This window comes from Xanthomonas floridensis (genome assembly GCF_001642575.1).
In the GTDB taxonomy this organism is placed as follows: domain Bacteria; phylum Pseudomonadota; class Gammaproteobacteria; order Xanthomonadales; family Xanthomonadaceae; genus Xanthomonas; species Xanthomonas floridensis.
In genome coordinates, this window is sequence record NZ_LXNG01000055.1 from 15,158 (window position 1) to 31,505 (window position 16,348).

The window sequence follows — 16,348 nt, forward strand, 5'->3', positions numbered from 1 at the left end:
TGTGGCAAGCCTTGTGCCGGTGCCGGTGCTGGACTTTGCCGGATCTGGCGATCCAGCGCACGGCGGGCTCGCGCTGTGAGGCAAAACTACAGAGTCATAGCGCTTTGACGCCATTGCCGCGCCCGCTGGGTACAGTGCTTTTGCGCTATGCAGCAAGGCGTTGTCACGGTGCATCGGTACAATTCAGGTTTTCCACCGAGCATTCCAGCTCTACTCATGACAGCCAAGAAAGCCGCTTCGAAATCGTCCACGACGTCGGTCAAACCGGTCGCCGAACGTGCCGTCCCCGTGCTTGCCACCGAACCGCAGGCGGTCACCCTCGAGCCGGTGTTTGCCGCGTTGCGCAAGCGCTACCCGGCCGCCCGCCAGGCGGAGGTCCAGGCGTTCGCCGCCGACTTCTATCGGCGCATGGAGGAAGACGAATTCCCGAACCACCCGCCCGAGCAGTGGGCGGCGCTGGCGTCGGACATGCTGGAGTTCGCGCGCAACCGCAAGGCCGGTACGGTCAATGTGCGGGTGTTCAACCCCACCCTGAAGAGCCACGGCTACGAGTCGCCGCACACGCTGCTGCAGATCGTCAACGACGACATGCCGTTCCTGGTGGATTCGGTCAGCATGACCCTGTCGGACCTGGGGATCGGCGTGCACGTGCTCGGCCACCCGGTGCTGCGCATCGCGCGCGACAAGTCCGGCAAGCTGACCGCTGTGGGCGAGGGCAAGAGCGAGTCGCTGATGGTGCTGGAGATCGACCGCCAGCCAGCCGATGAAATGCCCAAGGTGGAAGCGGCGGTGCGCAAGGTGCTGGGCGAAGTGCGCGCCATCGTGCACGACTGGGCCGCAATGCGCGAAAAGATGGTGATGCTGGCCGACGATCTGGCCACCCGCCGCCTGCCGATCGACGACATCAGCCGTCACGAGGCGCAGGAATTCCTGCGCTGGGCCGCCGCCGACCATTTCACCTTCTTCGGCTACCGCGAATACCGCGTGGAGAAGCAGGATGGGCAGGAGGTGCTGGCACCGGTGGAAGAATCCGGGCTGGGCCTGATGCGCGGCCACGACACCTCGCCGGCACGCCCGGTGACCACGCTGGCGGCGCATGGCCTGAATGCCTCGTCCAAGCTCAAGGACGCGTTGATCCTGACCAAGACCAATGCACGTTCGCGCGTGCACCGGGTTGGGTACATGGATTACATCGGCATCCTGGAATTCGACGCCAAGGGCCGCATCGTCGGCGAACAGCGCTTCCTGGGCCTGTTCACCTCCAGCGCCTATAACCGCCGCCCGTGGGAAATCCCGCTGGTGCGCCAGCGCCACGAATACGTGATGAGCAAGTCCGGGCTGACCCCGAGCAGCCATAGTGGCAAGGCGCTGCGGCATATCCTGGAGACGCTGCCGCGCGAAGAGCTGTTCCAGTCCAACGAAGAAGAGCTGTATCGCACCGCGATCGGCATCCTGGGCCTGCAGGAGCGTGTGCGCAGCCGCATGTTCCTGCGCCGCGACAAGTACAGCCGTTTCATTTCGGCGCTGGTGTACATCCCGCGCGAGCGCTTCAACACCGATGTGCGTCTGCGTATCGAGGCGCTGCTCAAAGACGCCTTGCATGGCGAGTACATCGACTCGTCGGTGGTGCTGGGCGAATCGCCGCTGGCGCAGCTGCATCTGATCGTGCGGCCCAAGAGCGGCGAAGCGCTGGAATTCAATACCACCGAACTCGAATCGCGGCTGGCGCATCTGTTGCGCAACTGGCGCGATGCGCTGCGCGAGGCGCTGGTGGCGCGGCACGGTGAGGCCAATGGCCTGCGCATGGCGGCCAACTTCGGCCGCGCGCTGCCGGCCGGCTATATCGAAGATTCGTCGATCGAATCGGCGGTGTCCGACGTCGAACACCTGGCAACCCTCGATGGCCCGGATGACCTGCATCTGAGCCTGCAGGAAATCCGTCGCGACGATGGCATGCGCCTGGATGCGGGCGAAGGCTTGCGATTGAAGCTGTATCGCCAGCTCGACGACATTCCGTTGTCCGATGCGATGCCGATGATGGAAAACATGGGCCTGCGCGTGATCTCCGAGCGGCCGTATCGGCTGCAGGTGGGCGAAACGCCGGTCTATATCCAGGATTTCGAGGTCGAATCCACCGCCGGCAAGATCAATGCAGCCAGCGCCGATGCCAGCTTCGGCGAAGCGTTCGAGCGCATCTGGAACGGCGATGCCGAAAACGACGGCTTTAATCGCCTGATCCTGGCCGCCGGCCTGCACTGGCGTCAGGTCGCGCTGCTGCGCGGCTACTGCAAGTATCTGCTGCAGACCGCGGTGCCGTTTTCGCAGGCCTACGTCGAAGCGACCTTCACCCGTTACCCGTTGCTGGCGCGTTTGCTGGTGGAGCTGTTCGAAGCGCGCTTCGACCCGTCCACCGGCAGCGAAACCAAGGCACAGATCTTCGCCGGCCAGGAGCGCCTGCGCGAAGAACTCTCCGCGCTGGCAGGCGGCGACGACGCCACCTTGAAGGCACTGGAGCCGGTGCTGGAGGCACGTGGCAGCGACCGCGCCGCGCAGCAGGAGGCCACCCGCGCCACGCTGTTGAAGTTGATGGACCGCGTCTCCAGCCTGGACGAAGACCGCATCCTGCGCAGCTTCATCGATGTGATCGATGCGACCTTGCGCACCAACTACTACCAGACCGATAAACAGGGCAAGCACGGCCACTGCATCAGCTTCAAGCTGGATTCGGCGCTGGTGCCGGACCTGCCCAAGCCGCGTCCGTACCGCGAAATCTTCGTCTACGGCCCGCGCGTGGAAGGCGTGCACCTGCGCTTCGGCGCGGTCGCACGTGGCGGCCTGCGCTGGTCGGATCGTCGTGAGGATTTCCGCACCGAGGTGCTGGGGCTGGTCAAGGCGCAGATGGTCAAGAACACCGTCATCGTGCCGGTCGGCGCCAAGGGCGGTTTCTACGTCAAGCGTTCGCCTGTTGGCGGCGACCGCGATGCGATCCAGGCCGAAGGCATCGCCTGCTACAAGCTGTTTATCCAGGGCCTGCTCGACATCACCGACAACATCGTCGGCGGCAAGATCGTGCCGCCGCCGCAGGTGGTGCGTCACGACCAGGACGACCCGTACCTGGTGGTCGCCGCCGATAAGGGCACCGCCACGTTCTCCGACATCGCCAATGGCCTGGCGCTGGATCACGGCTTCTGGATGGGCGATGCGTTTGCCTCCGGCGGTTCGGTCGGTTACGACCACAAGGGCATGGGCATCACCGCGCGCGGCGCGTGGGAGTCGGTCAAGCGCCACTTCCGTGCGATGGACCGCGATTGCCAGAGCCAGGATTTCAGCGTGGTCGGCATCGGCGACATGTCCGGCGACGTGTTCGGCAACGGCATGCTGCTCTCGAAGCACATCCGCCTGCTGGCCGCGTTCGACCACCGGCATATCTTCCTCGACCCGTCGCCGGATGCTGCGGTCTCCTTCGCCGAACGCGAGCGCCTGTTCAAGCTGCCGCGTTCCAGCTGGGCCGATTACGACGCCAAGCTGATCAGCGCCGGTGGCGGCATCTATCCGCGTACGCTCAAATCCATCGACATCAGCGCGCCGGTGCGCGAGGCGCTTGGGCTGGAGTCCAGCGTCAAGCAGCTCTCGCCCAACGAGCTGATGAACGCCATCCTCAAGGCGCCGGTGGACCTGTTCTGGAATGGCGGCATCGGCACCTACGTCAAGGCGGCCAGCGAGTCGCATGCGGACGTGGGCGACCGCGCCAACAACGGCCTGCGCGTCAACGGCGGCGAGCTGCGCTGCAAGGTGGTGGGCGAGGGCGGCAATCTGGGCCTGACCCAGCTCGGCCGCATCGAAGCGGCGCAGACCGGCGTGTTGCTCAACACCGATTTCATCGACAACTCGGCCGGCGTGGACACCTCCGATCACGAGGTGAACATCAAGATCCTGCTCAACGACATGGTGCAGGCCAAGAAGCTCACCTACGACGCACGCAACACGCTGCTGGCGTCGATGACCGACGAAGTAGCCGACCTGGTGCTGTGGGACAACTACCGCCAGAACCAGGCCATCAGCTTGATGGAGCGCATGAGCGTCAAGCGCCTGGGTTCCAAGCAGCACTTCATCCGCACGCTGGAACTGCAGGGCCTGCTGGACCGCCAGATCGAGTTCCTGCCCTCCGATGCTGAGCTCTCCGCACGCAAGGCGCGCGGGCAGGGGCTAACCCGGCCGGAGCTGTCGGTGCTGTTGTCGTATTCCAAGCTGGTGGCGTTCCAGCAGTTGCTGGAATCGGACATTCCCGAAGACCCGTATCTGTCCAAGGAATTGCAGCGCTACTTCCCGCAGCCGCTGCAGAAAAAGTACGCCGATGCGATGGAGCGCCATCGCCTGAAGCGCGAGATCATCGCCACCGCGGTCACCAACACCACCATCAACCGCATGGGCGCCACCTTCCTGATGCGCATGCAGGAAGACACCGGCCGCAGCATCGGCGAGGTGGCCAAGGCCTACACCATCAGCCGCGAAACGCTGGATGCGCGCGCGCTGTGGACGCAGATCGATGCGCTGGACGGCAAGGTGCCCGAGTCGGTGCAGATCGACGCACTGGAAGTGATCTGGCGCCTGCAACGCTCGTTCGTGCGCTGGTTGCTGCTGCGCCCGGGCCAGATGCCGGGCATCACTGCGGCGGTGGAGCGTTACCACGGCCCGTTCAACGACATCCGCGTGGCATCGGGCGTATTGTCGGATGCGCAGCGTCCGCAGTACGAAGGCAGCGTGAGGGAATGGCAGGAAAAGGGCCTGCCGCCGCAACTGGCGCAGCAGCTGTGCGAGTTGCGTTACCTGGAGCCGGCCTTCGACATCATCGAGACCGCGCGCACCCGCAAGCTCAAGCCGGTGGAAGTGTCCAAGGTGCATTTCCGCCTGGGCGATGCGTTGCGGCTGCCGTGGTTGTTCGAGCAGATCGACGCGCTGGAGGTCAACGGCCGCTGGCATGCAGTGGCACGTGGCGTGCTGCGCGACGAACTGGCCGCGCATCAGCGTGCGCTGGTGGGTCAGGTGCTGACCATGTCCGGCAGCACGGCCGAGGACAAGGTGGCCAACTGGCTGGAACGCGACGATTCCAGCCTGCGCTTCACCCTGGCCATGCTCGCCGACGTGGCCGAGCAGAAGACCCTGGATTACCCCACCGTGTCGGTTGCAGTGCAGCGGTTGGGCCAGCTGGCCGCGCACGGGTTGTAAGCGTGCGCCAGGTGGTGACGGGGCGCAGGCCTCGTCGCCACCGCTGAAGGTCCATGCAGACCAAGATGAAACGGCCGCCTTTCTGGCGGCCGTTTCATTTCAGGCGATGACTGCCGACGTTGTGCCGATTGCGCAGGGCATCACTTCGTCAATGCGATGCCAGGCGATTTGCCGTAGCGTTGGAAGGTGAGTGCTTGCATGGGATCGGGCTCGAAATAGTCAGGGGCCTTGCGTAAAGCGATCGCGACGCACCACCGCCGGAAACGGCGATGCGCGCGATGGTCCGGCTGCGCTCAGGTCGGTTGCAGATAACGCTCGGCGGCGTTGCCCTGACGGATATCGGACAACAGGCCCTGGCGTGCACCATCCAGTGCGTCCCAACGCTCGGCCACATGCAGCGGCGGAATCGTCACCAGCTCGCGGCGATCGAAGCCAACCAGGGCCGCATCGACCAGTTCGCCCACATCCATCACTTCGCTCAGCGAGTTGACGTCGATCCCGGCGCGCTCCCAGATTTCGGTACGCGTGGCCGCCGGCAAGACGGCCTGCACGTAGACGCCTTTGGCACCCAATTCCACGTGCAGGCCCTGCGACAGGAATTGCACATACGCCTTGGTGGCACCATACAGCGACATGCCGAACTCCGGGGCCAGACTCACCACCGATCCAAGGTTGACGATTGCGCCAGTTCCCGCCTCGACGAAGCGAGGGGCCACGGCCGCCGCCAGTCGCGTCAGCGCGGTGGTGTTGAGCGCGATCAGACGCTCGATGGTATCTGCATCCTGCTGCAGGAAGCCGCCGGTCTGCGCCATGCCGGCGTTGTTGATCAGGATGCCGATCCGGGCATCGTCGCGCAGCCGGGTTTCCACCTCCGCTATATCGGCAGGCCGGGTCAGATCGGCCTGCAGCACCTCCGCATTCACGCCGTGCGCGGCCTGCAGGCGGGCCGCCAGTGCGTCCAGACGCGCCTGGTCGCGCGCGACCAGCACCAGGGAATGGCCGCGTTGCGCAAAGCGCTCTGCGTAGACGGCGCCGATGCCGGTGGAGGCGCCAGTGATCAAAACAGTGGGTAGCGTGGTCATGAGAGGGCCTTGATGAGAGGGGTGGAGCGATGTAGGCGCGGCGCGCCTGATAGCTGAGACAACGCCAGGTGCTGGCGGACGATCCGGTGCGTGCCCGGCCCAGGGCGGCGGTCGCCGCCTGCCCACAGGCCGGTCGATGGAAGGTCTGGCAGCGGTGGCTGAGTCCAGCTCGTTGGTGCAACGCAGATAATGATGATGATCGTAATTTTTAAAGTCAATGTCTTTGATGATGATTGACATCAATGTATAGTGCGGATTCAGATGCAGCATGCGTAGCGAGGTGGACCATGAAAGTCAGCAAGGCCCAGGCGCAAGCCAACCGGACCCATGTGGTGGAAACCGCCTCCCGGCTGTTCCGCGAGCGTGGCTACGACGGTGTGGGCGTGGCCGACCTGATGGCGGCCGCCGGCTTCACCCATGGCGGGTTCTACAAGCAATTCCGTTCCAAGGCGGACCTGATGGCCGAGTCGGCGGCGTGCGGGCTCGCGCAGACCGCGGCGCAGACCGCGCACGTGGCGCCAGCCGAGTTCGTCAATCTGTATGTGTCGCGCGCGCACCGCGACGACCGCGCGTCCGGCTGCACGATGGCGGCGCTTGCCACTGATGCTGCGCGTCAGCCAGAGCAGGTGCGGGCGGCGTTTGCGCAAGGCATCGAACATGTGCTGGCAGCGCTCGACGTGTCGGCCATGGAGGCGCCCGGCGAATCCGCAGCGGCCTCACGCGCCAGGAAGTTGGACATGATGGCGCATGCCATCGGCGCCATCGTGATGTCGCGCGCATGCCCGGACGATGGACCGCTTGCCGACGAGATCCTGGCCGCGTGCCGGAGCTCGCTGCTGGCGTCCATGCAGCAGTCGCAAAACGCTTAGCGGAGCCGATGTTCGGGTTTCGATGACGGGCCGACTGCGTGCGCGAGTGCACCTTGATCGCAGCTCTCGATGGCAGCGACGTGTGTCGGGGGATCGCCTGTAAGAAGCGGGTGCTTCGTCCCGTGGCAAGGCAGCGGTCAGATGTCCTGCACCGGCGCGTTTCATCCGCCGGCAAGCGCGATCCATCGGGTGTCCAGCGCTAGGCGCGATGCCCGCTCATTTCCTGGCCGGCGTGCTTGTCGAAGCGCACATGCCACCAGGTGGCGCTGAGCGAGATCAGGCTGACCACGCAGAACGCCAGCGAAAAGTCGCCCTGCCGGGGCTGGGCGTGACCGCCGGCCAGCATGGCCAGGTTGAGGATCATCGCGCCAGCACAGACGCCGACCGACAGCATCAATTGCTGCAGCGTGGTGTACAGGCTGCTGGCGCGGCTCATGCGCGCGGTGGGCACGCTTTCGTAGGCAATGGTGTTGTAGGCGGCGAACTGGAACGACATGAACGCGCCGCAGCACAGCAGCAGGCCGAACATCAGCGCCGGCGGCCAGTCGGGGCGGAACAGCGCGCATACCATGTAGCCCAGGCTGGCCAGCACGCCGTTGCCGATCAGGCTGTTGCGGTAGCCGAAGCGGCGCAGCAGTTGCGGCGTGATGCTGCGCATCAGCAGTGCGCCCAGCGCAGTGGCCAGGATCAGCCGGCCGCTGTGCGCGGCGCTGAAGCCGAAGCCGATCTGGAACAGCAGCGGCAACAGGAACGGATGCGCGCCCTGGGTGATACGCATCAACGCGCCGCCGATCACCGACAATCGGAACGAGTCGATCCGCAGCAGGGTCAGGTCCAGCAGCGGAGCGGGGTGGTGGCGTGCATGCCACAGATAGCCGATGGCCGCGCTGGCGCCGATCGCCAGCAGCCAGCTGGCCACGCCAAGACCGTCGTGCTGGCTGACCATCTCCAGGCCGAACAGCAGGCAGCCCAGCGCGGTGCCGCACAGCACGAAGCCACGCAGGTCGAACCGCGCCGGCGCCGATTCGCTGGGAATCTCCGGGATGAAGCGGCGCATCAGCAGGAAACCGGCGATGCCGATCGGCACGTTGATGTAGAAGATCCAGCGCCAATCCAGATACGAGACGAAAAACCCGCCCAGCGGCGGGCCCAGCATTGGACCAATGAAGGCCGGCACCAGCGTCCACGCCATCGCCGACACCAGGTGGCGGCGCTCCACCGTGCGCAGCAGGATCAGCCGGCCGAGCGGCGCCATCATCGCGCCACCGGCGCCTTGCAACACGCGGGCCGCCACCATGGTGAGCAGGCTGTCGGCCAGCGAACACAGGATCGAGCCGCCGACGAACACCCAGATCGAGGCGCCGAACACCCGGCGCAGGCCGAAGCGGTCGGCGATCGCGCCGCTGGCCGGGATCAGCACCGCCAATGCCAGCAGGTAGCTGGTCATGGCAATGCTCATGGCCGGCGCGGCGACGCCGAAGTCGCGCGCCAGGGTCGGCAGCGCGGTCGCCAGCACGGTGGCGTCCATCTGCTCCATGAAGATGGCGCAGGCCAGGATCAGCGAAATGATGCGGTAATCGGGGTAGCACGGCGGCATGGCGCCGGCCTCGGACACGCTGGAGGACATCGGACTCTCGGTTGCCGGGCCGCGTGGACGGCGCCGCAGCGGCAGCCGAATCGGCCCGCGTCGCACGGTGTTGTGCGGCGCAACATGGATATTGTCCGCTGGTGAGGGGCGGGGTTCAAGCGCACGTGGGTAACAGTGCGTGCTTGTCGATGCAGACGTGATGGTCCGGTGGCGGGTGTTGGCGTGATGCAAAGGTTGGCGGCTAACGCGGCTGGTGGTGACGTGAGTGCGCGATGGCGATATGGGACGCGCGAAGTAATGCATCGTCGGCTGGTCGTCCACGAGCTGCCCGGACGCTCATCCGGCCCTATGCGCCACCTTCTCCCCCACGAAGGAGGACAATGTCCCGAAAGGAGAAGGCTCAAGATGCAGCACGCGCACAGTGATCGCGCCTGGTGAAAGCCCCTCTTCCTGCGGGAGAGGGATTGGGGTGAGGGTGCGGCGGGAAGACAGCAACCCTGACATCGCGAATGGGCGGTTGCCTTAGACAGCCAACCTGACATCGCGACTGGGTGGTTGTCTTAGCGACCCAAATCAGCGCTGTGGCGTCGGGATGTCCCAGGCGTCCTTGATCTGCAGGATCTGCGGCAGCGCTTCGCGGAAATGCTGCACCAGGCGTGGCTCCAGCTGCTTGCCGGACATGCTTTCCAGCTTGCGCATGGCGTCGTCCACCGTCCACGGCGCCTTGTAGGCGCGTCGCCCGCACAGCGCATCGAACACGTCCGCCACCGCCACCAGGCGCGCGGCCTCGGGAATGGCTTCGCCGGCCAGGCCGTTGGGGTAGCCGCTGCCATCCCAGCATTCGTGGTGATGCAGGGCGATGTCGGCCGCCAGCTGGAATACCGGCCCGCGGCCGTGGCGCAGCAGGTCGTGGCCGGCCTGCGGGTGTTGCCGTACCACCGAGCGCTCGTGTTCGTCCAGCGCATCGGGCTTGTGCAGGATGCTGCCGGGCACCGCGATCTTGCCGGCGTCGTGCAAGGGCGCGGCGTCCTGCAACAGTTGCGCCTGCTGCGGCGACCAGCCTGCCGCTTCGGCCAGCACGCGGGCGTATGCGGCCATGCGCCAGATGTGCGCGCCGGTGTCCACATCCTGGCCCTGGCCGGCGGTACCCAGCAGATGGATGGCATCGCGGTATTGCTGCGCCAGGCGCCCGCTTTCGGCCAGTTTGAGCTGCGTGCCGATGCGGGCCTTGAGCAGCGCGGGCGAGTAGGGCTTGCTGACGTAATCGGCGGCGCCCGCCTCCAGCCCGGCGCGTTCGTCGTGCGCGCTGTTGCGCGAGGTGACGAACAGGATGGGGATGGCGCTGCTGGAGGGCTGCTGCTTGAGCGTGCGTGCCACCGCATAGCCGTCCATGTCCGGCAATTCCACGTCCAACAGGATCAACGCCGGGCAATGCCGGCTCACCGCTTCCAGCGCTTCGCCACCGGATTTGGCGAATACCAGCGGAAAGTCGTCGCGCAACAACTGGCGCAGCGTCGCCAGGTTGCTGGACTCGTCGTCGACACAGAGCAAGGGGCGGGACGGCATGCGGAGGTCCTTGCAGCAGGCGCGGGAGATCGCCTTCAGCGTGGGTGGGTGGCCTGCCAGTCGCGCAGGGTGGCTTCGGCGCGGCGGAAATCGAAATCTTCCACCGCCCGTTGCAGTTCTTCCTGCAGCGTGCGCGCCAGGCGAGGCGCGCAGATCAACAGGGCATGGTCGATCTTGTCGGCGTCGTCGCTGGCGAAGGCCGCTTCCAGAATCTGCACGCTGTCAGCGTCGAGCGCGGTGTCGTCATCGTCGCCGCCGGCCGCAGCATCGTCGTGCTGCAGAAAGGCGCCAATCGCATCGGCCGTGCGCCGCATGATGTCCTGCAGCGCGGTCAGTGCGGCGGTGATGTCATGGCCGTCCTCGATGCGTGTTTCCAGATCGCCCGCGGCGCCGGCCAGGGCCGGCAGTGCCAGCGATCCTGCCGCGCCACGCAGCTTGTGTGCCATGGCGCCGATTGCCGGCAGCTCGTTGTTGCGCAAATGCTCGGCCGCCATGCCAGCCGGGTCGGGGTTTTCGCGCAGCAGCTTGCGCAGATAGCGTGCATACGGCTCGCGCTCGCGCCACAGGCTACGCGCGCGCGCAGCGTCCAGCAGTTCCGGGTCGCTGTGCTGCCATTCCGGGCCATCGCTGCTGTCGGTCTCGTGCGGCAGCGACGGGATGCGGCGCATCCCCGGGTGCATGAAATGACGGATCGCGGTGACCAGTTCCTCCACGTTGAACGGCTTGGCGATAAAACCGTTCATGCCGGCTTCCAGCGCTTTTTCCTGCTGCGGGCGGAAGGCGCCGGCAGTGAGGGCAATCACCGGCAGACTGGCCAGGGCCGGGATCTGGCGCAGCCGGCGGGTGGCTTCGTAACCGTCCACCACCGGCATCTGCACGTCCATCAGTACCAGATGGAACAGCTCCGGCGCGCGCTTGAGCACGTTGACCGCCTGCTCGCCATCGTGGGCGACGGTGACCATGGCGCCTTCGCCTTCGAGAATGCGCTGTGCCACCTCGCAATTGATTTCGCTGTCGTCCACCAGCAGCAGGTTCGCGCCTTCCAGTCGCCGCGCCACGAAGGTGGGCGCAGCAGGGCGTGCGCCGGGGCGCGCATCGGCCAGCTGTTCCACCAGGCGATGCAGTGCCACGCTGGTCACCGGCTTGGTCATTACCGCGTCCAGGTCCTGCTGCTCGGGATGCTGCTCCAGCAGGCGGCGTTCGTAGGCGGTGACCATCACGATCACCGGATGCGGGCCGGGGGCGGCGCGCGCGCGGATCTGGCGTGCGATGGCCACGCCGTCGATGTCGGGCATGCGCCAGTCGAGCAGGAAGATGTCGTAGGGCTCGGCGGCCTGTTCGATCGCGGCCAGTGCGGCCTGGCCGCTGGCCACCGCATCCACCCGCCAGCCAAGATCGGTGGCGATGCGGACCAGATTGTTGAGTGCGGCATCGTGGTCGTCGGCAATCAGCACGCGCGGCATCGTCTCCGGCGGCGGCAGCGGTGCATCGCTCTGCGCGGCCGGCGGGTCGGCTTTCTCCAGCGTCACCACGAAGTAGAACTCGCTGCCGCGGCCGGGCACGCTTTCTACCTCCAACTCGCCACCCATCAGTTCGATCAGCCGCCGGCTGATGGTCAGGCCCAGGCCACTGCCGCCGTAGCGCCGGCTTGTGGAGGTATCGGCCTGCAGGAACGGGGAAAAGATCAGGCTCTGCTTTTCCTTGGAAATGCCGATGCCGGTGTCGCGCACCGAGAACAGCAGCTTGACCTTGTTGGGGTCGCCGCTGGGGAAGCGCCGCACCGACAGCACCACTTCGCCCTGTTCGGTGAACTTGATCGCGTTGCCAACCAGGTTGACCAGCACCTGGTTGATGCGCAGCGCATCGCCCAGCAACCAGCGGCTGTCGCGCGGCAACGGCTCGACGATCATCTCCACCGGTTTGGCGCTGAGCGAGGAGCGCATCAGGTCGGCGATGTTGTCGAACAGCTGGTTGAGGTCGAAGGGCGCACGCTCCAGGTCGATGCGCCCGGCCTCGATCTTGGAGAAGTCCAGGATGTCGTTGATGATCTCCAGCAGGCTGCGCGCCGAGCGGTCGATCTTGGTGACCATGTCCTGGGCGGCGCCGGGAAGCTCGCTGCGTTGAAGCAGGTACAGCATGCCGAGGATGGCATTCATCGGGGTGCGGATTTCATGGCTCATGTTGGCCAGGAAATCGGACTTGGACTGGTTGGCGCTCTTGGCCGCATCCATCGCCAGCCGCAGCTGCTTCTCGTGCAGCTTCTGCTCGGTGAGATCCACTGCCACGCCGAGATAGCCGATCACCTGATCGTTGTCGTCGCGCAGGGTGCTCAGCGTCAGCAGCACCGGCAGGCGGCGACCATCGTGGCTGACATAGGTCCACTCGCTGGTATCGCTACGGCCCAGGCTGGTCAGTGCGGCCACTGCTTCCAGTGTCGGCGCCACCGGCGTACCGGTCTGTTCGGACAGCAGGTGCGCACGTTCCTGCAGATCGTCCTGTTCGACGAACTGGCTGGCCTTGCGCCGGCCGATCACATCGTCGGCGCTGTAGCCCAGCAGTTTTTCTGCGGCGGGGTTGAACAGCGTGACAAACCCGTTGGAATCGGTGGCGATGATGGCGTAGCCGGCATGCGCCAGGATCGCGCGCTGCAGGACCGAGAACTTCACCAGCTCGCTGGTGCGCTCGGCCACCTGGTGTTCGAGCGAGGCGTTGAGATCGACGATACGCTGGTGCGAGCGCACCCGCTCGGAGATGTCGCGGAAGAAGTGGGAGTGGCCGCTGAGCGTTTCGTCCGCTTCGATGATCGGCGCCTTGCTGGCCAGTACGTGCACCTGATGCCCGTCGCGGTGGCGCACGCCCAGCGCCGCAGACGCGTTGACCGGATGCGCCTGGTCGGGCGGGTCGATCTCCGGCATCGCGTACGGTTGCGGCGACAGCAGCATGCTCAGGTCCTGGCCGATCGCATCGTCCGCGGCATAGCCGAACATCGCTTCCGCAGCCGGATTCCAGTGGGTGATGCGGCCATCCGGTGTCTCGGCCACGATGGCTTCGCTGGAATGGCTGACCAGGGCGGCCAGTTCCATCTGCTTGCGCAGCACTTCCTCGCGGCGCAAGCCGTTGCTGAAGTACAGCCCCAGCAACGCAGCCAGCAGCGCCGAGGTCGCCATCACCAGCCCACCGACCAGCCAGGGCGGGGTCTGGTTGAGCGATGCGACGAAGCTGGCGGTGGGATGGGCAGTGATGACCCAGGTGCGGCCGTAGATGGGCAACAGCTGCACCACCGGCCGCCGCCGCGCGCTGTCGCTGGTGGGCGTGCCGCTGCGGTAGAAATTGTGGGTGGGCTCGTTGCGATCGGACAGATCCAGCGCCACGTCGTCGCGCTCGCCCAGTGCGCTTTGCACCATCTGCTCGACGCTGAAGGGCGCATACACCCAGCCGTTGGTCGCTGCCATGCGCTGTTGCGGGGTCTGCAACGGCATGCCTTCGCGATAGACCGGCAGCAGCACCAGAAAGCCGCTTTCGCTGGGTACGCGGTAGCCCGACAGCGAGACCGGCGAGGTCATGGTCGGTTCGCCGCTGCGTGCGGCCTGCAGGGCCGCCGCACGGCGGCGTGGCTCGGATGCGATGTCCAGGCCGATGGGCCGGTTGCCGGACGACTCCGGTTCGAAATACAGCACGATGTAGCGCTCGCCATCCCACGGTGCCAGCGCGCGGCGATGGATGTCCGGCGCACCATCGGCACGCGCGGTATCCAGGAACCGCGCTTCGTCGGCGGGAGCCACCCGATGGATATAGCCATATCCCAGCACGCCGGGAAACTCGCGCGAATAATCCCGCGAGCGGCTGTACAAGGTGAAACGTTCGCGACTGATGACCTCGCTACCGGCGCCGATCACCGCGCCACGTGCGCCGCGCAGGCCATGCTCGAAGGTATACATGCGCTCGCTGATATTACGTGCCAGGGTGCGCACCACGTACTGGAATCGCTGGTCGCGCTCCAGTTCGTTATGCCGTTGCAGCCAGACACCCGACACGATGGCGGTGATCACTCCGGCGGTAAGAATCATTACTGCGCAGATCAAGGCACGACGCCCATATTTCCTGCGCAGATTCCAACGGCCGTTCGGCATGCTCGTTCCTTCGCCTTGCCTGTTGCGTGCCCAGTGTCCTGGCCGACAGTGAGGTCGACCGCTTGGTACCGCCTGACGATTATCCGGCTGCGTGCAGGTCCCCCGGTGTCTGCATGCTCTCGTGGTGGGCGATCAACGTCGTGTCAGTGCATCAGAACGATAGCCAGATCGATAATGCGTGAAGGGCAAGACCGATCAGCCCGCCAACCAAGGTGCCGTTGAAGCGAATGTATTGCAGATCGCGTCCCACACCCAATTCCAATTGTTCGACGAGGTGACGTTCGTCCCAACTTTTCATCGTCGATGCAATGTGGTCGGTGACCGACGCACGCAGCCGTGTGGTGAGTTTGTCCGCCGCCTGCAGCATGTGCTGGTTGAGTGCTTCGCGCAATGACGGATCCTGCGACAGCGCCTGGCCGAGCGACTGCATGGAGCGCTCCAGGTGCGCGGCCATCGACGATTCTTCGCGTGCCAGGTCGTTGCGCAGTGCCGTGCGGATTTCGCCCCACAGGCCCTGCACGTAGTCCTGCAATGCCGGATGGTCGATCACGCGCTGCTTGAGCGCTTCCACGCGTTCGGCCATGTCCGGCTCATCGCGCAGCCGCGCGATGTAGCCCTGCAACCAGGTTTCATAGTCGCGCCTGATTGGATGCTCGGGGGTGGTGAGGATGTCCTGCAGTTCTTCGATCGCCGCACGTGCCATGCGGTCGGCCAGCGAATCGCCGATTTCTTCAATCGGCTTGACCCAGTTCACGGTGCCGACCAGCTTGGGCCATTCGCGCCGTGCGTAGCGCACGATCAGCGCCGAGGCGCGGGTCTTGACCTGCTCCTGGTCCAGCCACTCGCCCAGCCGCAGCAGCACTTCGTCCAGCAGTTTCTGGTGGCGCCCATCGGTGGTGAGCAAGGCCATGACATCGCCCACGGTGGCGGCCGCATTCCACTTACGCAGGCGATCCACCACGAAGCGCTGGATCGCACGCCGCACCGCGGCCTCGTCCAGCAGCTCCAGCGCCTGCAACATCCAGCCGCGTGCCATCTGCGCCAGCATGTGCGACTGCTCGGGCTTGGCCAGCCATTCGCCGAGCCGGCTGGCCGGGTCGAAGACGCGCAGCTTTTCCATCAACGCATCCGGCGCGAGGAACTGGTCGCGCACGAACACCGCCAGACCGTCGGCCAGCCGTTCCTTGCCGCGCGGCAGGATGGCCGTGTGCGGGATCGGCAGACCCATCGGATGGCGGAACAACGCCACCACCGCGAACCAGTCGGCCAATGCACCAACCGTGGCCGCTTCGCAGAAGGCCGAGACCCAGGCCCAGATGCCGTGCTCGCCCATCAGGTGGCTGACCACGAAGCCGGCAAACATGGCCAGCAGCAGGGCCACGGCCAGCAATTTCATGCGCTGCAACTGGGCGCGGCGGGGATCGACGGGGCGGGGCGTGCTGAGGCTGGGTTCCATCCCTGAAGTGTACCCAGTCGCTTGAGCAGGGCATGTCCACAGCATCAGCAAGGCTGGGTACCGGCGCTGTGGGCACTGTGGCGTTGGGAAGGGAAGGGATCGCCGCGTTGCGCCGGACACGCTCGCACGGAGAGCGCGGCGGTTGCGCTGCGAGGGGTTGTGGACATGTCAGCCCCTGGCGATCGTGATGCGATCGGCGAGACAGGCGTGCGCGTGCGTGCGATGGGGTGACAGTAAACGCTTCCTCGCGCCCGGATGCCTTCCTGCCGAACGCGCGGGAGCTGGTGCCTGCGGCTGAGCAGGCGTGCCGTTGACGGGTGCTGCCTCAGGAATTCACGTATGAGCGCACCCGGGCGCGACAGGGCTCTACCGGCCGCGCGTCATCGCCTGCGCGCATGGACCGACGCGCTCCAACATTGGATGTCCGATGC

At 65.9% G+C, this 16,348-nt stretch carries 7 protein-coding genes; 2 read left to right on the forward strand and 5 right to left on the reverse strand.

Annotation, left to right across the window (positions count from 1 at the left end; translation table 11 throughout):
* Positions 1-216: 216 nt before the first annotated feature.
* Positions 217-5,226, forward strand: coding sequence for an NAD-glutamate dehydrogenase (locus A7D17_RS19310; RefSeq protein WP_064510588.1), 5,010 nt, complete (start codon positions 217-219; stop codon positions 5,224-5,226).
* A 293-nt stretch (positions 5,227-5,519) separates the two neighbouring features.
* Here A7D17_RS19310 and A7D17_RS19315 read toward each other — a convergent pair whose 3' ends face one another.
* Positions 5,520-6,308 carry an SDR family NAD(P)-dependent oxidoreductase gene (locus A7D17_RS19315; protein ID WP_064510589.1) on the reverse strand — a complete coding sequence of 263 codons (789 nt, stop codon included), beginning with the start codon at positions 6,306-6,308 and terminating at the stop codon, positions 5,520-5,522.
* Between the two features lie 287 nt (positions 6,309-6,595).
* Between A7D17_RS19315 and A7D17_RS19320 the strand changes: the two genes are divergently transcribed.
* Positions 6,596-7,177, forward strand: a complete 582-nt coding sequence (locus tag A7D17_RS19320; RefSeq protein ID WP_064510590.1) for a TetR/AcrR family transcriptional regulator — start codon at positions 6,596-6,598, stop codon at positions 7,175-7,177.
* 199 nt (positions 7,178-7,376) lie between these two features.
* On the opposite strand, the gene A7D17_RS19325 is transcribed toward A7D17_RS19320, so the two are convergent.
* The 4 genes from A7D17_RS19325 to A7D17_RS19340 all read right to left on the reverse strand — a co-directional run bounded on the left by A7D17_RS19325 (position 7,377) and on the right by A7D17_RS19340 (position 15,917).
* Positions 7,377-8,804, reverse strand: a complete 1,428-nt coding sequence (locus tag A7D17_RS19325) for a DHA2 family efflux MFS transporter permease subunit (protein ID WP_064510591.1) — start codon at positions 8,802-8,804, stop codon at positions 7,377-7,379.
* A 534-nt stretch (positions 8,805-9,338) separates the two neighbouring features.
* Positions 9,339-10,331, reverse strand: a complete 993-nt coding sequence (locus A7D17_RS19330) for a response regulator (RefSeq protein ID WP_064510592.1) — start codon at positions 10,329-10,331, stop codon at positions 9,339-9,341.
* Positions 10,332-10,366: 35 nt separating this feature from the next.
* Positions 10,367-14,461: a CHASE domain-containing hybrid sensor histidine kinase/response regulator gene (locus A7D17_RS19335; protein ID WP_064510593.1), complete on the reverse strand. Its 4,095-nt coding sequence runs from the start codon at positions 14,459-14,461 to the stop codon at positions 10,367-10,369.
* Between the two features lie 151 nt (positions 14,462-14,612).
* Positions 14,613-15,917, reverse strand: coding sequence for a DUF445 domain-containing protein (locus A7D17_RS19340; RefSeq protein WP_064510594.1), 1,305 nt, complete (start codon positions 15,915-15,917; stop codon positions 14,613-14,615).
* Positions 15,918-16,348 lie beyond the last annotated feature (431 nt).

What these genes read in the sequence shown, in the direction of transcription:
- A7D17_RS19330 (WP_064510592.1), bottom strand. Translation starts at nt 10,331, where the DNA reads ATGCCGTCCCGCCCCTTGCTCTGTGTCGACGACGAGTCCAGCAACCTG.
- A7D17_RS19320 (WP_064510590.1), top strand. Translation starts at nt 6,596, where the DNA reads ATGAAAGTCAGCAAGGCCCAGGCGCAAGCCAACCGGACCCATGTGGTG.
- A7D17_RS19340 (WP_064510594.1), bottom strand. Translation starts at nt 15,917, where the DNA reads ATGGAACCCAGCCTCAGCACGCCCCGCCCCGTCGATCCCCGCCGCGCC.
- A7D17_RS19310 (WP_064510588.1), top strand. Translation starts at nt 217, where the DNA reads ATGACAGCCAAGAAAGCCGCTTCGAAATCGTCCACGACGTCGGTCAAA.
- A7D17_RS19335 (WP_064510593.1), bottom strand. Translation starts at nt 14,461, where the DNA reads ATGCCGAACGGCCGTTGGAATCTGCGCAGGAAATATGGGCGTCGTGCC.
- A7D17_RS19325 (WP_064510591.1), bottom strand. Translation starts at nt 8,804, where the DNA reads ATGTCCTCCAGCGTGTCCGAGGCCGGCGCCATGCCGCCGTGCTACCCC.
- A7D17_RS19315 (WP_064510589.1), bottom strand. Translation starts at nt 6,308, where the DNA reads ATGACCACGCTACCCACTGTTTTGATCACTGGCGCCTCCACCGGCATC.